22 protein-coding genes are annotated in these 18,403 nt (G+C 36.4%); 20 read left to right on the top strand and 2 right to left on the bottom strand.

Annotation, left to right across the window (positions count from 1 at the left end):
* The first annotated feature begins 310 nt into the window (after nt 1-310).
* The 11 genes from ACW0JX_RS07735 to ACW0JX_RS07785 all read left to right on the top strand — a co-directional run bounded on the left by ACW0JX_RS07735 (nt 311) and on the right by ACW0JX_RS07785 (nt 8,779).
* The gene (locus tag ACW0JX_RS07735) at nt 311-1,573 is read left to right on the top strand and encodes a tetratricopeptide repeat protein (protein WP_001168673.1); all 1,263 of its coding nucleotides are present in this window, start codon (nt 311-313) and stop codon (nt 1,571-1,573) included.
* 73 nt (nt 1,574-1,646) lie between these two features.
* Nucleotides 1,647-2,183, top strand: a complete 537-nt coding sequence (locus ACW0JX_RS07740; RefSeq protein WP_001095925.1) for a ReoY family proteolytic degradation factor — start codon at nt 1,647-1,649, stop codon at nt 2,181-2,183.
* Nucleotides 2,184-2,337: 154 nt separating this feature from the next.
* Complete coding sequence (locus tag ACW0JX_RS07745) at nt 2,338-2,796, top strand: YpiF family protein (protein ID WP_000872170.1); 459 nt, start codon at nt 2,338-2,340, stop codon at nt 2,794-2,796.
* Between the two features lie 140 nt (nt 2,797-2,936).
* On the top strand, nt 2,937-3,449 hold the full coding sequence (gene qcrA, locus ACW0JX_RS07750) for a menaquinol-cytochrome c reductase iron-sulfur subunit (protein WP_001290420.1): 513 nt from the start codon (nt 2,937-2,939) through the stop codon (nt 3,447-3,449).
* Nucleotides 3,450-4,124: a menaquinol-cytochrome c reductase cytochrome b subunit gene (gene qcrB, locus ACW0JX_RS07755; protein WP_000932700.1), complete on the top strand. Its 675-nt coding sequence runs from the start codon at nt 3,450-3,452 to the stop codon at nt 4,122-4,124.
* A gap of 43 nt (nt 4,125-4,167) precedes the next feature.
* Nucleotides 4,168-4,935: a menaquinol-cytochrome c reductase cytochrome b/c subunit gene (qcrC, locus tag ACW0JX_RS07760; RefSeq protein WP_000554601.1), complete on the top strand. Its 768-nt coding sequence runs from the start codon at nt 4,168-4,170 to the stop codon at nt 4,933-4,935.
* 118 nt (nt 4,936-5,053) lie between these two features.
* Nucleotides 5,054-5,644 carry a lipoprotein heptaprenylglyceryl N-acetyltransferase LhaT gene (gene lhaT, locus ACW0JX_RS07765; protein WP_000262838.1) on the top strand — a complete coding sequence of 197 codons (591 nt, stop codon included), beginning with the start codon at nt 5,054-5,056 and terminating at the stop codon, nt 5,642-5,644.
* 25 nt (nt 5,645-5,669) lie between these two features.
* The gene (lit, locus tag ACW0JX_RS07770) at nt 5,670-6,356 is read left to right on the top strand and encodes a lipoprotein intramolecular transacylase Lit (protein ID WP_000414374.1); all 687 of its coding nucleotides are present in this window, start codon (nt 5,670-5,672) and stop codon (nt 6,354-6,356) included.
* A gap of 106 nt (nt 6,357-6,462) precedes the next feature.
* Complete coding sequence (gene ypjB, locus ACW0JX_RS07775) at nt 6,463-7,251, top strand: sporulation protein YpjB (RefSeq protein WP_000831589.1); 789 nt, start codon at nt 6,463-6,465, stop codon at nt 7,249-7,251.
* 101 nt (nt 7,252-7,352) lie between these two features.
* On the top strand, nt 7,353-8,036 hold the full coding sequence (locus ACW0JX_RS07780) for a zinc metallopeptidase (protein WP_011109966.1): 684 nt from the start codon (nt 7,353-7,355) through the stop codon (nt 8,034-8,036).
* Between the two features lie 101 nt (nt 8,037-8,137).
* Complete coding sequence (locus ACW0JX_RS07785; protein ID WP_000876861.1) at nt 8,138-8,779, top strand: uracil-DNA glycosylase; 642 nt, start codon at nt 8,138-8,140, stop codon at nt 8,777-8,779.
* A 28-nt stretch (nt 8,780-8,807) separates the two neighbouring features.
* Here ACW0JX_RS07785 and ACW0JX_RS07790 read toward each other — a convergent pair whose 3' ends face one another.
* Nucleotides 8,808-9,689 carry a YitT family protein gene (locus ACW0JX_RS07790; protein WP_000202121.1) on the bottom strand — a complete coding sequence of 294 codons (882 nt, stop codon included), beginning with the start codon at nt 9,687-9,689 and terminating at the stop codon, nt 8,808-8,810.
* A gap of 377 nt (nt 9,690-10,066) precedes the next feature.
* Between ACW0JX_RS07790 and ACW0JX_RS07795 the strand changes: the two genes are divergently transcribed.
* From ACW0JX_RS07795 to ACW0JX_RS07825, 7 genes are read left to right on the top strand one after another with little or no spacing between them, the layout of a single operon-like run.
* Nucleotides 10,067-10,408, top strand: coding sequence for a nucleotide pyrophosphohydrolase (locus ACW0JX_RS07795; protein WP_002108639.1), 342 nt, complete (start codon nt 10,067-10,069; stop codon nt 10,406-10,408).
* Nucleotides 10,408-11,208, top strand: coding sequence for a dihydrodipicolinate reductase (gene dapB / locus ACW0JX_RS07800; RefSeq protein ID WP_000658808.1), 801 nt, complete (start codon nt 10,408-10,410; stop codon nt 11,206-11,208). Before ACW0JX_RS07795 ends, dapB begins: the two co-directional genes overlap by 1 nt.
* Before the next feature lie 14 nt (nt 11,209-11,222).
* On the top strand, nt 11,223-11,618 hold the full coding sequence (mgsA, locus tag ACW0JX_RS07805) for a methylglyoxal synthase (RefSeq protein WP_000684765.1): 396 nt from the start codon (nt 11,223-11,225) through the stop codon (nt 11,616-11,618).
* Nucleotides 11,619-11,629: 11 nt separating this feature from the next.
* The gene (bshB1, locus tag ACW0JX_RS07810; protein ID WP_000015660.1) at nt 11,630-12,334 is read left to right on the top strand and encodes a bacillithiol biosynthesis deacetylase BshB1; all 705 of its coding nucleotides are present in this window, start codon (nt 11,630-11,632) and stop codon (nt 12,332-12,334) included.
* Complete coding sequence (gene bshA, locus ACW0JX_RS07815; RefSeq protein WP_000768317.1) at nt 12,331-13,476, top strand: N-acetyl-alpha-D-glucosaminyl L-malate synthase BshA; 1,146 nt, start codon at nt 12,331-12,333, stop codon at nt 13,474-13,476. Before bshB1 ends, bshA begins: the two co-directional genes overlap by 4 nt.
* The gene (locus tag ACW0JX_RS07820; protein WP_459245540.1) at nt 13,463-14,656 is read left to right on the top strand and encodes a CCA tRNA nucleotidyltransferase; all 1,194 of its coding nucleotides are present in this window, start codon (nt 13,463-13,465) and stop codon (nt 14,654-14,656) included. Before bshA ends, ACW0JX_RS07820 begins: the two co-directional genes overlap by 14 nt.
* On the top strand, nt 14,641-15,621 hold the full coding sequence (locus tag ACW0JX_RS07825) for a biotin--[acetyl-CoA-carboxylase] ligase (protein ID WP_001192056.1): 981 nt from the start codon (nt 14,641-14,643) through the stop codon (nt 15,619-15,621). Before ACW0JX_RS07820 ends, ACW0JX_RS07825 begins: the two co-directional genes overlap by 16 nt.
* Nucleotides 15,622-15,748: 127 nt before the next feature.
* On the opposite strand, the gene ACW0JX_RS07830 is transcribed toward ACW0JX_RS07825, so the two are convergent.
* Complete coding sequence (locus ACW0JX_RS07830) at nt 15,749-16,138, bottom strand: cupredoxin domain-containing protein (RefSeq protein ID WP_459245541.1); 390 nt, start codon at nt 16,136-16,138, stop codon at nt 15,749-15,751.
* 577 nt (nt 16,139-16,715) lie between these two features.
* Between ACW0JX_RS07830 and panB the strand changes: the two genes are divergently transcribed.
* Nucleotides 16,716-17,552, top strand: a complete 837-nt coding sequence (panB, locus tag ACW0JX_RS07835; RefSeq protein ID WP_000851108.1) for a 3-methyl-2-oxobutanoate hydroxymethyltransferase — start codon at nt 16,716-16,718, stop codon at nt 17,550-17,552.
* A complete protein-coding gene (panC, locus tag ACW0JX_RS07840; RefSeq protein WP_459245542.1) occupies nt 17,552-18,400 on the top strand; it encodes a pantoate--beta-alanine ligase in 849 nt (282 codons plus the stop codon). Before panB ends, panC begins: the two co-directional genes overlap by 1 nt.
* Nucleotides 18,401-18,403 lie beyond the last annotated feature (3 nt).

Below are 18,403 nucleotides of genomic sequence, written 5' to 3' on the forward strand. Positions count from 1 at the left end.
ATTATAGGAGCCTTTTTTATCGTATTAAAAATAAAGGTTGAAGACTGGTAATTAAGTTGTTCTGTAAATCACGGTTTGTATGGCTTGATAATTAGTGAGAGAAGTTATTTGCACGGTCATAAAAGAAAGCGGTACAATAGAAGATGATGATAAGGTATCGGTGTCATATCCGAACCTTTTGAACAATTACCTACTCTGTAAGAAGAAGTATAAGAAGAAGCATGCTCATTCTAAAGGTTGCGTTCTAACAGTGAGTTGCTTATGATAAATGAACAGAAGAGAATATTTTTTAGAATTAAAGGAGACGTTTATGCAAAAGTTTGAACAAGCTGTTTCATATATTGAAAATGGTGAAGCGGAAAAAGGATTACAATTATTAAAAGAACAATTAAAAATTGCAAATGATGAAGAGAAGTATGATATCGCTCGTTACTATCATACACTTGGATTTACAGATGAGGCATTAGCGATTACTGAAGACTTACGTTTACTGTATCCGGAAGAAAGTGAATTCACTGTATTTTTAGCAGAATTATATATTGATCTAGATAAAGAAGATGAAGCGATTGAAGTACTTCATGATATTCCAGAAAATGACGATTTATATGTTCAATCTTTATTACTTGTTGCAGATTTATTCCAAATGCAAGGTTTTGATGATGTAGCAGAGCAAAAACTATTAAAGGCGAAAGAAATGATGCCTGATGAACCTGTTATTACGTTTGGGTTAGCAGAATTATATAGTAGTAAAGGTGAAGAACAAAAGGCAATTACTTATTATGAATCGCTATTAGCTGAACATAAAGTAATGGGTGGTGTTGTGATCGCACTTCGCCTTGCAGAAACGTTAAGTGCGATTGGAAACTGGGAAGAGGCGATTTCTTATTATGAAGCAGGCCTAGAGGAACAAAAAGATATTCACTCATTATTTGGATATGCCTTCACATTATACCAAGGTGAAGAATATCAGAGAGCAATCGGTGCTTGGCAAGAACTAAAAGAATTAGACCCTGAGTACGCATCACTGTACATGTATTTAGCGAAAAGCTATGAAAAAGAAGGAATGCTTCAAGAAAGCTATGAAACGCTTCATGAAGGAATTAAAGTAGATGAGCTTTCAGTTCCGTTTTATGTAGAGTTAGCGAACATTGCGGCGAAATTAGGAAAAATAGTAGAAGCAGAGGAAGTTCTTCAAAAAGCACTTGAGTTAGACCCAGGGCATTTAGGCGCAACATTAAAATATGCGTATATCTTAAAAGGACAAGAAAAGTACGAAGAGTTAATTGCAATTGTAGAGCGTGCTATTGATAGTGGAGAACCAGATACACAACTACTTTGGGACCTTGCGTATGCAAAAAAACAATTAGAAATGTATTCGGATGCATTAAAACACTATGAAAGTGCATATACTTCTTTTAAGAATCATCCAGACTTCTTAGAAGAATACGGTTATTTCTTATTGGAAGAAGGAAAGCGAAAAGAGGCGAAAGAAGTATTTACCCAGTTATTACAACTAGACCCGACACAAATTCATATTGAAGAGTTGTTATATAATTTAGAGGATTTTTCATAAGTTGGAAGGAAACTGAATGCCGCTTCTTGAATCTAAAAAGAAAAGAGAAAGACAGAGGAGGGACTTAATTGCTATGAATACCCCTGTTTCTGTAAACGAGAAGAAGGATTTTGTAAAATGGTTTTTGAATAATTACCAACTGAAACAGCGTGAATGTGTATGGATTCTGAATTATTTAATGAGTCACGACCAATTGATGCATAAAGTCCACTTCGTAGAGCATGCAAAATATTGTCCGCGTGGCTTAGTGATGTCAGCGAATTGTGTGAAAGACACACCGTTTCACTTTTTTAAACAAAATGTTATGACAACAGATGCTGAAAAATCGTTTCATGATATTCGTTTAAATCGAGATGAGGATATTTATATTCAACTCAACTTTAAATCATCGTTTCAAAATGCGAATTATGTAGCTGTATTAGAAGAAAACCCATATCTACCAAAGCATATTGAAGTAAATGAAAAAGATCGTTTACTTGCAGAAAGGTTTTTGGAAGAAAGTGTATTTTCATTTAGGAGAGAACGCCTTTTGAAACAAATTGATGAAGCGTTAGATAAGCAAGATAAGGAAGCGTTTCATAGATTAACGGCCGAGTTAAAGACTTTATAGAATTTATTTGGATTAATAAATTTTTACAAATTTCAGACTTTCACCAAGAAAAACTACCTATATTGGGTAGTTTTTCTTTTTTTACCTCTTTTAGTATGGTTTAATATATATAAAGTGAAAGTTCTGTCATTTGCAAGTGAAGGAGGGAAGGAATTTGAAGTGGAGTGTAAAAGATGTGGAACAGTTTGAACAAGCAAGAGAGTATGTTGATACAGGAGTAATACCGCTTTTATCAATTTCGGCAGCACAAGAAATGAAAATGGTTGTAGAACAAGGTGAATTTATCGAATTGTTGAGCACGGAATTGGAAAGAGAGTATAAAGGAAGAGTGCTTTTACTACCTGCGTTTACGTATTTGGTAGAAAGTCAAAAGAATGAAAAAGGTCGTTTGCAAGAATGGACAAATCATTTACGAAGCGAAGGTTTTAAGCATATTGCTTATGTTACAAGTGATTTTTCATGGAAAGAGGATATGCAAGAGTTACAGGGAGATTTATTTTGGTTTCCTTCATTAGCATTAGAACAATTTAGTGATCAAGCAAAAAGAGAAGTTATTCATGCGCATATAAAAAATATAATGGTGATGTTGGAAGAGAAGTGGGGAAACTCGTAATAAACAGAAAGTTCTTATTATTATGAGTAGTATGATATTGACCTGTGCATGAGCGTATTATATCATGATAGTGTCCTAGTTTTTATTTTTTATATAATTTATCACGAGGGGACAATTTCTGATAGAGGGGGGAAATTTTCGTGAGCGAGAAAGAACATCGCGTGTCAAGAAGACAATTTTTAAATTACACACTCACAGGGGTAGGAGGCTTTATGGCTGCCGGTATTTTAATGCCGATGACGCGATTTGCGCTTGATCCGGTGTTAAGAAAAGAAGCCGGAACAGATATGGTTGCTGTTGCGCAAGTAAAGGATATTACAACAGAGCCGAAGCGTTTCGATTTTAAAGTGAAACAGGTTGATGGTTGGTACAAGTCTGAAGAACCAAAATCGGCGTGGGTTCATAAAGATGAAAGCGGAGACATTGTTGCGTTCTCTCCAGTATGTAAACATTTAGGATGTACAGTTAACTGGAATTCGGACAAAGCACATCCGAATCAATTCTTTTGTCCATGTCACGGGGGTCGTTATACAAAAGATGGGATGAACATTAAAGGTACGCCACCCCTTGCTCCGCTGGATGTGTACGAGTCTAAAGTGAAAGATGGAACGCTGTATCTAGGAAAAGCGAAGCCAAGAGGGGGTGCAAAGTAGATGTTAAATAAAATTTATGATTGGGTAGATGAAAGATTAGATATTACACCGATATGGCGTGATATCGCTGATCATGAAGTACCTGAACATGTAAACCCGGCACATCACTTTTCTGCATTCGTCTATTGCTTTGGAGGACTTACCTTTTTCGTTACTGTAATTCAAATTTTATCTGGAATGTTTTTGACGATGTATTATGTGCCTGATATTAAAAATGCTTGGGAATCAGTTTACTATTTACAAAATGAAGTTGCTTATGGGCAAATTGTTCGTGGTATGCACCACTGGGGTGCTAGTCTCGTAATTGTAATGATGTTTTTACATACACTCAGAGTTTTCTTCCAAGGTGCGTATAAAAAGCCCCGTGAGTTAAACTGGATTGTTGGTGTTCTTATTTTCTTTGTTATGTTAGGTCTTGGTTTTACCGGATATTTATTACCGTGGGATATGAAAGCTTTATTTGCTACAAAAGTAGGGATTCAAATTGCAGAGCAAACACCGCTCATTGGTCCTTATATTAAAACATTACTCGCTGGTCATTCCGAAATTGTTGGCGCTCAAACATTAACTCGCTTCTTTGCTATTCACGTCTTCTTCTTACCAGCAGCACTTCTAGGTTTAATGGCCTTCCACTTCATCATGATTCGCAAACAAGGTATTTCCGGTCCACTATAAGAGATTGCTAAATTAAAGGGGAAAGAACTAAAGGAGGGAGATTATGCATCGCGGCAAAGGGATGAAGTTTGTAGGAGATTCTCGGGTACCGGTAGCTCGGAAACCAAATATTCCAAAAGACTATTCTGAATACCCAGGGAAAACAGAAGCATTTTGGCCGAACTTCTTGTTAAAAGAATGGATGGTTGGTGCAGTTTTTTTAATCGGTTATTTATGTTTAACAGTGGCGCATCCGTCGCCGCTTGAGAGAATGGCGGATCCAACAGATGCTGGATATATACCACTTCCAGATTGGTATTTCTTATTCTTGTATCAGTTATTAAAGTATTCTTATGCTTCCGGTTCATTTACTGTAATTGGAGCGTTTATTATGCCAGGGATTGCGTTTGGTGCATTACTGTTAGCTCCATTTCTTGATCGAGGTCCAGAAAGACGTCCATTGAAGCGTCCTGTAGCAACTGGATTTATGCTTTTAGCAATTGCATCGATTATCTTTTTAACTTGGGAATCTGTAGCACACCACGACTGGGAAGCTGCAAAGAAACAAGGAGCAATTGTAAAAACCGCGCCAGTTGATAAAAATGATGATGGCTATAAATTAATGCAAAAAAATACTTGTTTAACATGTCATGGTGACAACTTACAGGGCGGGGCGGCAGCACCAGCACTGCAAAACTTAACTTTAAAGCCAGAAGAAATTGCTAAAATTGCGAAAGATGGAAAAGGTTCCATGCCTAAAGGTGTATTTAAAGGTACAGATGAGGAACTGAAGAAGCTTTCGGAATTCGTTGCAAAGTATAATAAAAAATAATAAAAAGCTGACTACAAAATTTGTAGTCAGCTTTTCTATTTAGTTGGATGAAGTTTGTTATAATAGAGTAGGATTTAGTGAATGAATTACTTTGCTTGAAAGGTGTTGGACATACAGATTGGTGTACTTGTATGCAATGTTAAGACAACGCTCGGTATTATTATTTTTATTGGTTGTTAACATATTAGGTACAATTTACGGGTTTATATGGTACGGAAATCAACTGAAAGAAACGTCACCTATATTTTGGCCGTTTGTACCAGATAGTCCTATGGCGAGTCTCTTTTTTGTCTTTGTTTTAATTGCTTTTTTGACAAAGAGAAACTGGGGATTAATAGAAGCGCTAGCGATTGTTACTTTAATAAAATATGGTATTTGGGCTGTTGTTGTAAATGCGATTATGATTTACGTAAAAGGTCCTATTGGCCTTATGGGCTACATGTTAATGCTTTCGCACTTTGCGATGGCAGTGCAAGGTGTTTTATATGCTCCATTTTACCGTATAAAAAAATGGCATTTTATAGTAGCGGGTGTATGGACGTTGCATAACGATGCAATTGATTATTTATTTTGGCAAATGCCACGATATGGAATTATGCATTTGTTTGTAGAGGAAATTGGTTATTTTACGTTTTGGTTAAGCGTTGCTGTACTATGTATTACATATTATTGTTGCTTACGTGAGCACAGGAAACAATTTTCTTTATGATGGTTAGAACATTTAGGGGGAGAACATGGAGAAAAATAAGAGTGGTACAAAAATATTGGATCGATTGATTACTTTAGTTGTTTCATATAGCATAGCATTTTCTATTTTTGCACTCGCAACAACGGCAGTTGTGTATGGAAAATGGCTGTATTATTTTGAAATTGATTTTTTAAATATTCCTGATTTAGCGGATATGACGAAGGATGAAATTAAAAGAAATTACGATGTGCTTATTACATATTTATCCCCGTTTTATGACGGAGCATTACATTTGCCAACATTAGATATGTCTACAAATGGCCGTATTCATTTTGTAGATGTTAAAAATATTTTAGTAAAGATTCAATATGTGATGTATGCGACAATTATGATTGCAGTGATAGGGGGAATTTATTTATTAAAAAAGAAAAATGAAAAGTTTTTACTGCACGGATCAATTTTAACAATCATTTTTCCGATAGCGCTTATGTTACCAATCGCTATTAATTTTGAAAAGAGCTTTGTATTATTCCATAAGCTTTTATTCAGTAATGATTATTGGATGTTTGATATTGAAACGGATCCAGTTATATTAATGCTACCAGAGGAGTTCTTTATGCATGCTGCGTGTGCTATTTTATTATTCATTTTAGGTGGTAGTATACTTTGTTATAGCTTATATAGATATTTCGTAAAAAAGAAAAGGATGTCAAAGAAAAAATTCTCTGCTTAAAGAGAATTTTTTCTTTGTAAAACGATAATATATTTTTCGGTTCAGTTCTGTTCTATTCTTGTCCCAATTAACATATTTTGTACTAGTAGTTATAGGGGGGACCGGGATGAAGAGAACATTAATTGGATTGATAGCATTTCTAATTATAATGTTTCCGTTACGTATATATGCTGAAGAGTGGAATGAGCTAACAGGGTTGTTAGACGACTCGTTACAGTTAGTGAAGCGTAATGAAGATGAAAAAGCGGTACAAGTATTACAACTTTTCTCAGAGCAATTTTTAATGAAGGGGAATGAAAAGAAGCATGAAGTAACACCAGATCAAGTTAGAGTTATTTCTTTAGCTTACGACAAGGCGCAGCAATCGCTCTCTGAAGAAGGTTTAGGTAAGCAAGCTAAAATGGATAATGTGTTGGCATTACAACTTGCTGTTGATGCACAAGTATCGAAATATCAACCACTTTGGATGGAAAGAGAAAGGAAAGTAATGGATGCCTTTTCTCAAATGGAAAAAGCGATGGAAAAAGAAGATGCTGGGCAGTTTCAACAAACATTAAATACATTTTTAAATGAATTCAATATTATTTATCCAAGTTTAATGATTGCTTTGCCAGAAAACGAGGTACAGCGTGTAAATGTTCATTTATCTTATTTGGATGAATTTCGTAACGTTATGTTAAAAACGAAAGGTGGCCAAATGCAATTAGGGATTATTAAAGGGGATTTGCAAAAGATATTTCACACAGTAAAAAAGGATGAAATTGCACCTTCTCTCATTTGGTTTATGACAATTACTGGGGGACTTATTTTATTCACATTAACTTATGTTGGATGGAGAAAGTATAAAGGAGAGAGAGAAAAAAGAAAAAGTAATGTGCATTCTAAAAATAGATAATGTAATAAGTAAAGATATGGATTGTAAGGTTTATTCATTGACAATAGTGGCAGAAGAAAATAGAATGAGAAGTACTATAATTAAAACTTCAATGGAGGTTCATGATGTTTTATTTAATTTACTTCGCGATCATAATGATCATACCGTTGTATGCACAGTCAAGAGTACGAAGTGCCTATAGCAAGTATTCACAAGTTTATTCAACATCAGGTATGACAGGAGCGGAAGTGGCTCGAAAAATTTTAGATGAAAATGGATTATACAATGTAGCTGTGGAAGAAACACCAGGTCATTTATCAGACCATTATGATCCAACGGCCAAGACGGTTCGATTATCAACAGATAACTATTATGGACATTCAGTTGCTGGTACAGCAGTGGCAGCACATGAAGTAGGACACGCAATTCAAGATGCGCAAGATTATAACTTTATGCGTATTCGTCATTCGTTAGTTCCTGTGGCGAATTTTGGATCGAATATATCATGGGTATTTATTATGATTGGTATATTTGCGACAATGTCGAAACTATTGTTATTAGGAATTATTTTAATGGCTGCAGGTGTTGTGTTCCAACTTGTTACATTACCAGTTGAGTTCGATGCTTCAAAGCGTGCAATGCAACAAATTGAAGCGTTAGGTATCGTATCAACAGATGAATATGGCCAAGCTCGTAAAGTATTAAATGCAGCAGCATTAACATATGTAGCAGCTGCAGCTGTAGCGGTATTTGAATTATTACGTCTCGTATTAATGTATACTGGTATGCAGCGTAGCGACGACTAAAGACTATCAATTTTGATAGTCTTTTTTTGTTGTGTGGATTGAATTATATAATGTATTACAAATAGAAATAATAGAAGTAATGCGGAAAGGCGGTGGGGGAAATGAAATATCCAGACCATTTAGTAAAACAAGTGAAAGAGCGTAGTGCTCCTTATCAACTAGAAGGTTTTTTAAGTGGACAAGGTCCTGAAAATCCCAAATTTATGTTGTTAGGAGAAGCGCCTGGTGAAACAGAAATTCATAATGGGATTCCGTTTAGCGGGAGGTCGGGAAAACAATTAATGGGTTTTTTAGAGCGTATTCACGTTACGAGGGAAGAAGTATATATTACGAGCGCTGTTCGGAGTAGACCTTATAAATGGCGAGAGAAAAAAGAACGAAATGGTGAAAGCATACAAAAAAAGTATAATAGAACGCCAAATCAAGGAGAAATAGTTGCCCATGCGCCTTTGTTAGATTATGAATTAGAGAAAATAAATCCGAGGCTTATCGTCACACTTGGAAATATTGGTCTTCAACGTTTAACAGGAAAAAATAAAAAAATCACAGATGTACACGGGCAATTATTAAAACAGCCCATTCAAAAATTAAAGGATATGCAAAGTGCAGAGTTTACATGGTCAGAGAATGAATATCATGTTTTTCCAACTTTTCATCCAGCTTCCATTTTTTATAATCGGAGTTTATTGGAGCTTATTTATGAGGATTTGGAGAAGCTTAAAAGACTTGTAATAAAAAACTAGAAAAGCTAAGGCGCTTTTCTAGTTACATTTAATTATGTAAAGGGTTTTTATTTTCATCTAACGTAAATCCTTCACCAACTACATCATGTACATCACTTACAGCGACAAATGCATGAGGATCTACTGAAGTAATAATATTCTTTAATTTCACGATTTCATTTTTAGCAACAACGCAATACAGTACGTTACGTTCCACTTTTGTATACGATCCAACAGCCTTTAAAAAGGTTGCTCCGCGCTCCATTTCAGATAAAATTTTGGCAGCAATTTCATCGTTTTTCTCTGAGATAATAGTCGCTCCTTTGGCGGCATAGGCTCCTTCTTGCATAAAATCAATGACTTTAGCTCCGATAAAAACAGCAACTAACGTATACATACCCTCGCGGTATGATAAATAGGTAAGAATAGAGACGACGATAACGACAGCATCGAACATAAACATCGTTTTACCCATACTCCAGCCAACATATTTGTGAGCTAGTCGTGCGATAATATCTACACCGCCAGTAGTCCCGCCATATTTAAATATTATCCCAAGACCGATACCAATAAATGCCCCGGCGAATAAAGCTGCGAGTGTCATATCATTTTGCAAGTTTAAATGTAAGTTGAGCACTTCGTAACGCTGGAAAATCCATAGAAATAAAGATACGCTAAATGTGCCGATTAATGTATATAAAAATGTCGTTCTGCCAAGTAACCTCCAACCAATAAAAAATATAGGGATATTTAAAATTAAGTTTGAGTAGGAAGGATCAAACTTAAATAAAAAATACAATAATAGTGTAATACCAGTAAACCCACCTTCTGCAAGGTGGTTTTCAATATTGATATTGACAATACCGAAAGAAAATATAGCGGAACCGATTAAAATAAAAATAATATTTCGCATCTTCAATTTTGATGTCATATAGAAATCCCCCTAATTATGTAATGATTACATTGCTCCGCTGAAACGGTAAAACATAATAATAAGTAATTTCTAGTTGCTAGTGAAAATAGTAAGAACTCGATTAGTATGGGCTAATCTTTTGCAAAAAGCGCAAAAGAAAGTTTCACTTTACCCCGTTCCAACGGCTGGTAGGAGATAAAGCTCTGAAGAAAGACGAACCAGCCGTAGGAACCCGATTGGTTCAACTAATCTTTTGCAAAAAGCGCAAAAGAAAGTTTCACTTTATTATAGTCTATCCAAAAAAGGGTCGCAAATAGGTGTTTGGCGGGGAATAATATTTGTCAAATCGCGATGAATTGGCTAACATGAAAGAGGAAGGATTAGAGGTGAATAGTATGGAAGCAAAAACGATGAAAGATATGCAGAAAGAAGTAGATGCATATATTGGTCAGTTTAAAGAAGGTTATTTCAGTCCGCTTGCAATGATGGCTCGTTTAACGGAAGAAATGGGAGAGCTTGCGAGAGAGGTAAATCATTATTATGGTGAGAAACCGAAGAAAACAACTGAAAAAGAAAGAAGTATTGAAGAAGAGCTTGGAGATGTATTATTTGTTATGATTTGTATGGCAAATAGTTTAAATATTGATTTAGAGACAGCACATAACATTGTAATGAATAAATTTAATACACGTGATAAAGATCGCTGGACACGTATTGATGAGGGAGAGAAAGAATAATGAAAGAAATTAAAGTAATTATCGCCGGACCAAGAGGACGTATGGGACATGAAGCAGTCCTTCTTATGGAAAGAACGGAACATTTTAATTTAGTAGCAGCAGTGGATTATAAGCATGGTGGTGAGAAGATTTCTGATTTACCTGGCATGCCAGCATTACATGCACCGATTTACGCTGATTTACATACTTGTTTAGATGAAGTAGAAGCAGATGTGTTGTTAGATTTAACAACACCAGAAGTTGGGAAACAACACGTTACACTTGCAGTTGAGCGTGGACTTCGTTCTGTTATTGGTACAACTGGATTTACAGAAGAAGAATTGGCACATTTAACAGAGAATGCAAAAGAAAAAGCAGTAGGAACAATTATTGCTCCAAACTTTGCAATTGGTGCAGTTCTTATGATGAAATTCTCACAAATGGCAGCGAAATATTTCCAAGATGTTGAGGTAATTGAATTACATCATGATCAAAAATTAGACGCACCGTCTGGTACAGCTGTAAAAACGGTAGAATTAATTCGTCAAAATCGTGAATCAAAGCAGCAAGGTCATCCAAATGAAGTAGAGCAACTAGCAGGTGCACGTGGTGCAAATGTAGACGGTATTCACATTCATAGTGTACGTTTGCCAGGGCTTATTGCACACCAAGAAGTAATGTTCGGTGGAGATGGACAAATGTTAACAGTTCGTCATGATTCATTCAATCGTGCATCATTTATGTCAGGTGTAAAACTATCAATTGAGACAGTAATGAACCTTGATCATCTTGTGTACGGTTTAGAAAATATTATCGACTAAAGGGGAGACAACGGATGAAAATTGCCTTAATCGCACATGACAAAAAGAAAAATGATATGGTTTCGTTTGCATACGCATATAAACCAATTTTTGAGCAACATGAATTATTTGCAACAGGAACGACAGGGCTTCGTATTATGGAAGCGACTGGATTAGTTGTAACAAGATATCAATCTGGCCCTCTTGGTGGAGATCAAGAAATTGGTGCAATGATTGCAAAAAACGATTTAGATATGGTGATTTTCTTCCGCGATCCATTAACAGCACAGCCGCATGAACCGGATGTGAATGCATTGCTTCGTTTATGTGATGTATATGCGATTCCACTTGCAACGAATATGGCAAGTGCTGAAATGTTGATGCACGCATTAGAGCGAGGAGATTTAGATTATCGTAAGTTAAGAAAATGAGGGGAACAATTATGAGTGGATTACATATATTAGCGTTTGGTGCTCATGCCGATGATGTTGAAATCGGCATGGCTGGTACCATCGCTAAATATACAAAGCAAGGGTATGAAGTAGGTATTTGTGATTTAACAGAAGCTGATCTTTCTTCCAATGGAACGATAGAGTTGAGAAAAGAAGAAGCAGAGGTCGCAGCTCGTATAATGGGAGTAAAAACGAGGCTGAATTTAGCGATGCCAGACCGTGGTTTGTATATGAAAGAAGAGTATATACGTGAAATTGTCAAGGTGATCCGTACATATAAACCAAAACTAGTTTTTGCGCCATACTATGAAGATCGTCATCCAGATCATGCAAATTGTGCAAAGCTTGTGGAAGAGGCTATTTTTTCAGCAGGAATCCGTAAATATATGCCGGAACTTTCACCACATCGTGTGGAGTCTTTTTATAATTATATGATTAATGGTTTTCATAAACCGAATTTTTGTATAGATATAAGTGAGTACCTCTCTATAAAGGTGGAAGCATTAGAAGCATATGAAAGTCAATTTTCAACAGGAAGTGATGGTGTTAAGACACCGTTAACAGAAGGATACGTTGAAACTGTGATTGCTCGTGAGAAGATGTTTGGAAAAGAAGTTGGAGTCTTGTATGCCGAGGGATTTATGAGTAAGAAACCGGTTTTATTACATGCTGATTTATTAGGGGGATGTAAATGAAATTAAAAATAGGTATTACATGTTATCCTTCTGTAGGTGGTTCTGGAGTTGTTGGAACAGAATTAGGAAAGCAATTGGCGGAACGCGGGCATGAAATTCACTTTATTACATCGGGTTTACCATTCCGGTTAAATAAAGTATATCCAAACATATATTTTCATGAAGTGACGGTAAGCCAGTACTCTGTATTTCAATATCCACCATACGATTTAGCGTTAGCAAGTAAAATGGCAGAGGTTGCACAAAGAGAAAACTTAGACATTTTACATGTGCATTACGCAATACCACATGCAATTTGTGCATATTTAGCAAAACAAATGATCGGAGAGCGTATTAAAATTGTTACAACCTTGCATGGAACAGATATTACTGTGTTAGGTTCCGACCCTTCGTTAAATAATTTAATTCGTTTTGGTATTGAGCAATCGGATGTTGTTACTGCTGTCTCGCATTCATTAATTAACGAAACGCATGAGCTTGTAAAACCAAGTAAAGAAATTCAAACGGTATATAACTTTATAGACGAACGTGTATATTTCAAACGTAATATGTCTCAATTAAAGAAAGAATACGGTATAAGTGAGAGTGAAAAAGTACTTATTCATATTTCGAATTTCCGTAAAGTGAAACGTGTGCAGGATGTTGTTGAGGCATTTGCTAAAATTGTTAAAGAAGTAGATGCGAAGTTGCTTCTTGTTGGAGACGGACCAGAATTCTGTACGATTTTACAGATAGTGAAGAATTTACATATTGAAGATCGTGTTTTATTCCTAGGGAAGCAAGATAATGTTGCAGAACTACTTGCGATGAGTGATTTAATGTTGCTTCTATCAGAGAAGGAAAGTTTTGGTCTTGTTTTATTAGAAGCAATGGCGTGTGGTGTACCTTGTATCGGAACACGGGTTGGAGGTATTCCAGAGGTTATTCAACACGGGGAAACAGGATATTTATGTGAAGTTGGCGATACAACAGGAGTGGCAAATCAAGCTACTCAGCTATTAAAGGACGAGGAACTTCACCGTAATATGGGAGAACGAGCAAGAGAAAGTGTTTATGAGCAATTTCGCTCAGAAAAAATTGTTTCACAATATGAAACGATTTACTATGACGTACTAAGGGATGACAAAAATGGAAAGATTTAAAAAAGCTAGTTCTATTATTGAGACATTAAAACAACAAGGACATGAGGCTTACTTTGTTGGTGGGAGCGTACGAGATCTTATTATCGATAGGCCGATTGGAGATATTGATATTGCGACATCTGCTTTACCAGAAGAAGTGATGGCTATATTCCCAAGAAATGTTCCTGTTGGTCTTGAGCATGGAACTGTAATTGTTTTAGAAAATGGTGAGCCTTATGAGGTAACTACTTTTCGAACAGAAAGCGAATATGAAGATTTTCGAAGACCTAGTAGTGTTCAATTTGTTCGTTCATTAGAAGAGGATTTAAAACGTCGTGATTTCACGATGAATGCAGTTGCTATGACAGAAGAAGGCGAAATGGTTGATTTATTTGCTGGACAGGAAGCCATTCAACAGAGAGAAATTGTGACAGTTGGAAATGCTGCGGATCGTTTTCAAGAAGATGCCCTGCGAATGATGCGTGGTATTCGGTTTGTAAGCGCGTTAGGTTTTTCATTAGAAACGAAAACGAAGCAAGCGATTGAAACGTATGGACATTTGCTAGAACATATAGCAATTGAGCGCATTACAGTAGAGTTTGAGAAATTGTTAACTGGTACATATTGTGTGAAAGGTCTCAAAGAATTAGTAGAGACGAAGCTATTTTCTCATTTGCCATATTTACAAATGTCAGAAGAGAGACTGTTAAAAGCTACGCAGTATAAATGGGATTCTTTCGAAACGGATATTGAGGCGTGGGCATTTTTCTTATATTGTATCGGAGAAGAACATCCATCTGTCTTTTTACGTCAATGGAAGTTTTCGAATAAAAAAATAAAAGATATTGTTGCAGTTTTATTGGCAATCCGTACTAGAAAGGAGAAGGATTGGGATACAGTCCTTCTTTATAAAACGGGAATTTATATCGCTGAAATGGCAGAGAGAGTATATGAAGCGATGATTGAAAGCTATGATCCTACATCTGTTAAACGAGTACAATCAATGTTTCATGCATTGCCAATCCAGGGTCGTCAAGAAATGAATGTGACTGGTAATGATTTATTAAACTGGGCAAACAAAAAGCCTGGCCCGTGGGTTGCTGACATGCTTCAGAAAATCGAGGAAGCAATTGTAAAAGGAAACGTAGTTAATGAGAAAGAGCGTATAAGGGAGTGGCTGCAAGGATGCAATCTACTATAAGAAAGCAGTTATTACAAGTTTTTTCTGAAGCGGATGGCGAGTTTGTATCCGGCCAAACGATTAGTGATAAACTTGGTTGTTCAAGAACTGCTGTGTGGAAACATATGGAAGATCTCCGGAGTGAGGGATATGAACTTGAAGCTGTGCGCCGATTAGGTTACCGAATTGCAAGTAAGCCAGACAAAGTGACTGCTAATGAAATTCAGTTAGGGCTACAAACGAAGCGAATTGGTAGAACAGTGTATTTTGAAGAAACTGTTGAATCAACGCAGCACATTGCAGCAAAACTTGCTTATGAAGGTGCAGAAGAAGGAACTATCGTTGTAGCAGAAGAACAAACAGCGGGAAGAGGTCGTTTAAGCAGAAAATGGCATTCACCAAAAGGAACAGGAATTTGGATGAGTATTATTTTACGCCCATCGATTCCAGTTCATCATGCACCGCAACTTACTTTGTTAGCGGCTGTTAGTGTTGCACAGGCAATTGAAAAATGTACAGGTGTAGACGTGGGAATAAAATGGCCAAATGACATTTTAATTCAAGGTAAAAAGGCTGTAGGTATATTAACAGAAATGCAAGCGGATCCTGATAAAATTAATGCTGTCATTATGGGCATCGGCATTAATGCGAATCAAAAGCAAGAACATTTTGATGAAGAAATTCAGCACATTGCTACTTCATTAGCGATTGAATCAGGTAAGCCGATTGTTCGTGCAGAACTTATGCAACAAATCTATTTACAACTAGAAAAATTATATGAAGAGTATTTACAAAATGGTTTCTCTGTCATTAAAATTCTTTGGGAAAGTTACGCTGTGAGCATCGGGAAAGAAATTACCGCTCGAACGATGAGAGAGACGATTACGGGGTTAGCAAAAGGAATCACAGAGGATGGTGTATTACTTCTGGAGGATCATGAGGGGAAAGTACATCATATTCATTCTGCAGATATCGAAATTAAGTAAAAGAAGTTCCTCTTTTGGAACTTCTTTTTATTTCAATATTTTTGAGTTAAATTTGTAACATGATAATAAATCCTTTTCATATTTAAAGTTCATTTCAAGATATCTTCCGTCTAGTTGGCCTGGCATGTTATTTAACGATTACTTTGCCTTCCATTCCTTTAAGGAGATGGTATCGACATATTAATTCATATGTACCAGCATTTTTAGGTTTCACGGTAATATTCTTTTCTTTTCCTGACTCAACTACGACGTCAATGCCGAGTTTTTTCACTGTAAAGGTGTGCTCGTTTTTACCTTTATTTTTCAATAGTAATGTTGTTGATCCTTCAAGCGGAATCGTGATGACATTTGGATTAAAGTAATCATCATTTAGTTCAACCTCAATCACGTTCGTTACATCGATGGGTTGTGTTACGACATTAACTGAGGCAAATACATGAAAGGATCCTAAAGACATCCACCATACAATCATTACAAGCAAACTGCTGAATCGAAATAACCACCTGTTCATAGACATCTGCAATTCTCCTTTGTTAAGTACTTTTCCTCCATTAACCTGCATCATTAGTTTAAGAGTTATACTATACAGTTAAATTGATTACAGAAGAAATTAACTTGGACTTTTTTAACATGCGTTGAAAAAACATGTATCTTTTCAGGATTGAATTATCTATAAAAACTTTATCACGCTATTTACTGGGCAATAAGACCTCCACCTCAAAATTCAGCGGAAGCAAAGAAGTTAGGTGGGGATCGGGCTGATTAAAGTTTCACTTTCTAGCATATATACTCTCTTATTAAATTTCATATACCGTAATAAGAATAAAAAATTATTTTTTCGAAAAAATGTAGTAATTCCCTTTTGTAGTTTGCTATAATTAGTTCGAATGTGGGCAGTATCAGAGCGAACTGCACCATGATTCGAAGTAATACGAAAAATAATAACTTGGATTCTGCCTTGATCCAATAACGGACTGGGACAGAGGGATGAATAATGCCGACTAACACACAACCCTTCTGCCCTTTTATGGCCAGAGGGGTTTTTTATATGATTGCGGCCATCTCCTCTCTCCTGCATAAAGGAGGAGTAGTTTTTGAAAACAAAAACAGATTTTTTGAAGATGAAAGAGCAAGGTGAGCCGATTACAATGCTAACGGCGTATGATTATCCATCTGCTAAATTAGCAGAAGAAGCTGAAGTTGATATGATTTTAGTTGGAGATTCTCTTGGAATGGTTGTACTCGGATACGATTCAACAGTACCTGTAACAGTAGAGGATATGATTCATCATACGAAAGCTGTACGCCGCGGAGCGAAAGAGACGTTTATTGTAACTGATATGCCATTTATGTCGTATCACGTATCATTACAAGAAACGATGGTGAATGCACGCCGCATCGTTCAAGAGAGCGGGGCGCATGCACTGAAGGTAGAAGGTGCTGGAGAAGTTATATCAACGATTCAATATTTGACGAACGCAGGAATTCCTGTTGTAGCGCATTTAGGTTTAACCCCTCAATCTGTAGGAGTGTTGGGTGGATATAAAGTGCAAGGAAAAGATGCGGAGAGTGCAAAGAAATTAATAGAAGATGCAAAGAAATGTGAAGAAGCTGGTGCAATAGCGCTTGTGTTAGAATGTGTACCAATGCAGTTAGCAGAACTTATTTCAGAGCAACTAACAATACCGACAATTGGGATTGGTGCAGGACAAAAAGTAGATGGGCAAGTGCTTGTTTATCATGATCTTATCTCATACGGCGTGAATCGTGTGCCGAAATTTGTGAAGCAATATACATCTGTTCAAGAGGAGATTGTGCGTGGGATTTCACAATATGTTACTGAAGTAAAGACAAGGCAATTTCCTGAAGAAAAACATTCGTTCACAATGAAAGAGGAAGAATGCTTAGCGTTATACGGAGGAAAACAATAATGAAAATCGTAACTACAGTGCAAGAGATGCAGCAAATTACAAACGAACTTCGTGCAAGTGGAAAGAGTATTGGTTTTGTTCCAACGATGGGTTATTTACATGAAGGGCATGCTACCTTATTACGTAAGGCAAGAGAAGAAAATGAAATTGTAGTTTTAAGTGTATTTGTAAACCCGCTGCAATTTGGCCCAAATGAAGATTTAGATCGATATCCTCGTGATATTAATAGAGATGAAAATGTAGCAAAAGAAAACGGTGTAGATTATTTATTTTATCCGAGTTTAGAAGAAATGTATCCAGCAGAACAAACAACAACAGTAGAAGTTGTGAAGCGCACGGACGTATTATGCGGTCAACAAAGACCTGGTCATTTTGCTGGTGTTGCAACTGTACTAATGAAACTATTTAATATTACGCTGCCAACGCGTGCTTATTTCGGTATGAAAGATGCTCAACAAGTTGCAGTAATTGAAGGATTTGTAACTGATTTCAATATTCCGGTTACAATCGTACCAGTTGATATTGTAAGGGAAGAAGATGGATTAGCGAAAAGTTCTCGTAACGTGTACCTATCACAAGATGAACGTGAAGAGGCTCTTCATTTATACCGCAGCCTATGTATAGCGAAAGAAAGAATTGAGGTAGGTGAACGTAATCCGGAAATCATTACAAATCTTGTGAAAGAGTATATTGAGACGCATACGAAAGGCACTGTAGATTATGCGGATTTATATGCATATCCGTCATTAACAATGGTAGAGAAAGTCGAAGGACGAATCATTTTAGCTATTGCAGTTAAGTTTGAAAATGTAAGATTAATTGACAATATAACATTAACGGTTAAATAAGGG

It is taken from the genome of Bacillus sp. C-3-6, from assembly GCF_054509685.1.

Excerpts from the sequence above, each read along its gene's own strand:
- ACW0JX_RS07735 (WP_001168673.1), top strand. The coding sequence starts at position 311 with ATGCAAAAGTTTGAACAAGCTGTTTCATATATTGAAAATGGTGAAGCG.
- ACW0JX_RS07740 (WP_001095925.1), top strand. The coding sequence starts at position 1,647 with ATGAATACCCCTGTTTCTGTAAACGAGAAGAAGGATTTTGTAAAATGG.
- qcrB (WP_000932700.1), top strand. The coding sequence starts at position 3,450 with ATGTTAAATAAAATTTATGATTGGGTAGATGAAAGATTAGATATTACA.
- qcrC (WP_000554601.1), top strand. The coding sequence starts at position 4,168 with ATGCATCGCGGCAAAGGGATGAAGTTTGTAGGAGATTCTCGGGTACCG.
- lit (WP_000414374.1), top strand. The coding sequence starts at position 5,670 with ATGGAGAAAAATAAGAGTGGTACAAAAATATTGGATCGATTGATTACT.
- ypjB (WP_000831589.1), top strand. The coding sequence starts at position 6,463 with ATGAAGAGAACATTAATTGGATTGATAGCATTTCTAATTATAATGTTT.
- ACW0JX_RS07780 (WP_011109966.1), top strand. The coding sequence starts at position 7,353 with ATGATGTTTTATTTAATTTACTTCGCGATCATAATGATCATACCGTTG.
- ACW0JX_RS07785 (WP_000876861.1), top strand. The coding sequence starts at position 8,138 with ATGAAATATCCAGACCATTTAGTAAAACAAGTGAAAGAGCGTAGTGCT.
- ACW0JX_RS07790 (WP_000202121.1), bottom strand. The coding sequence starts at position 9,689 with ATGACATCAAAATTGAAGATGCGAAATATTATTTTTATTTTAATCGGT.
- ACW0JX_RS07795 (WP_002108639.1), top strand. The coding sequence starts at position 10,067 with ATGGAAGCAAAAACGATGAAAGATATGCAGAAAGAAGTAGATGCATAT.
- dapB (WP_000658808.1), top strand. The coding sequence starts at position 10,408 with ATGAAAGAAATTAAAGTAATTATCGCCGGACCAAGAGGACGTATGGGA.
- mgsA (WP_000684765.1), top strand. The coding sequence starts at position 11,223 with ATGAAAATTGCCTTAATCGCACATGACAAAAAGAAAAATGATATGGTT.
- bshB1 (WP_000015660.1), top strand. The coding sequence starts at position 11,630 with ATGAGTGGATTACATATATTAGCGTTTGGTGCTCATGCCGATGATGTT.
- bshA (WP_000768317.1), top strand. The coding sequence starts at position 12,331 with ATGAAATTAAAAATAGGTATTACATGTTATCCTTCTGTAGGTGGTTCT.
- ACW0JX_RS07820 (WP_459245540.1), top strand. The coding sequence starts at position 13,463 with ATGGAAAGATTTAAAAAAGCTAGTTCTATTATTGAGACATTAAAACAA.
- ACW0JX_RS07825 (WP_001192056.1), top strand. The coding sequence starts at position 14,641 with ATGCAATCTACTATAAGAAAGCAGTTATTACAAGTTTTTTCTGAAGCG.
- ACW0JX_RS07830 (WP_459245541.1), bottom strand. The coding sequence starts at position 16,138 with ATGTCTATGAACAGGTGGTTATTTCGATTCAGCAGTTTGCTTGTAATG.
- panC (WP_459245542.1), top strand. The coding sequence starts at position 17,552 with ATGAAAATCGTAACTACAGTGCAAGAGATGCAGCAAATTACAAACGAA.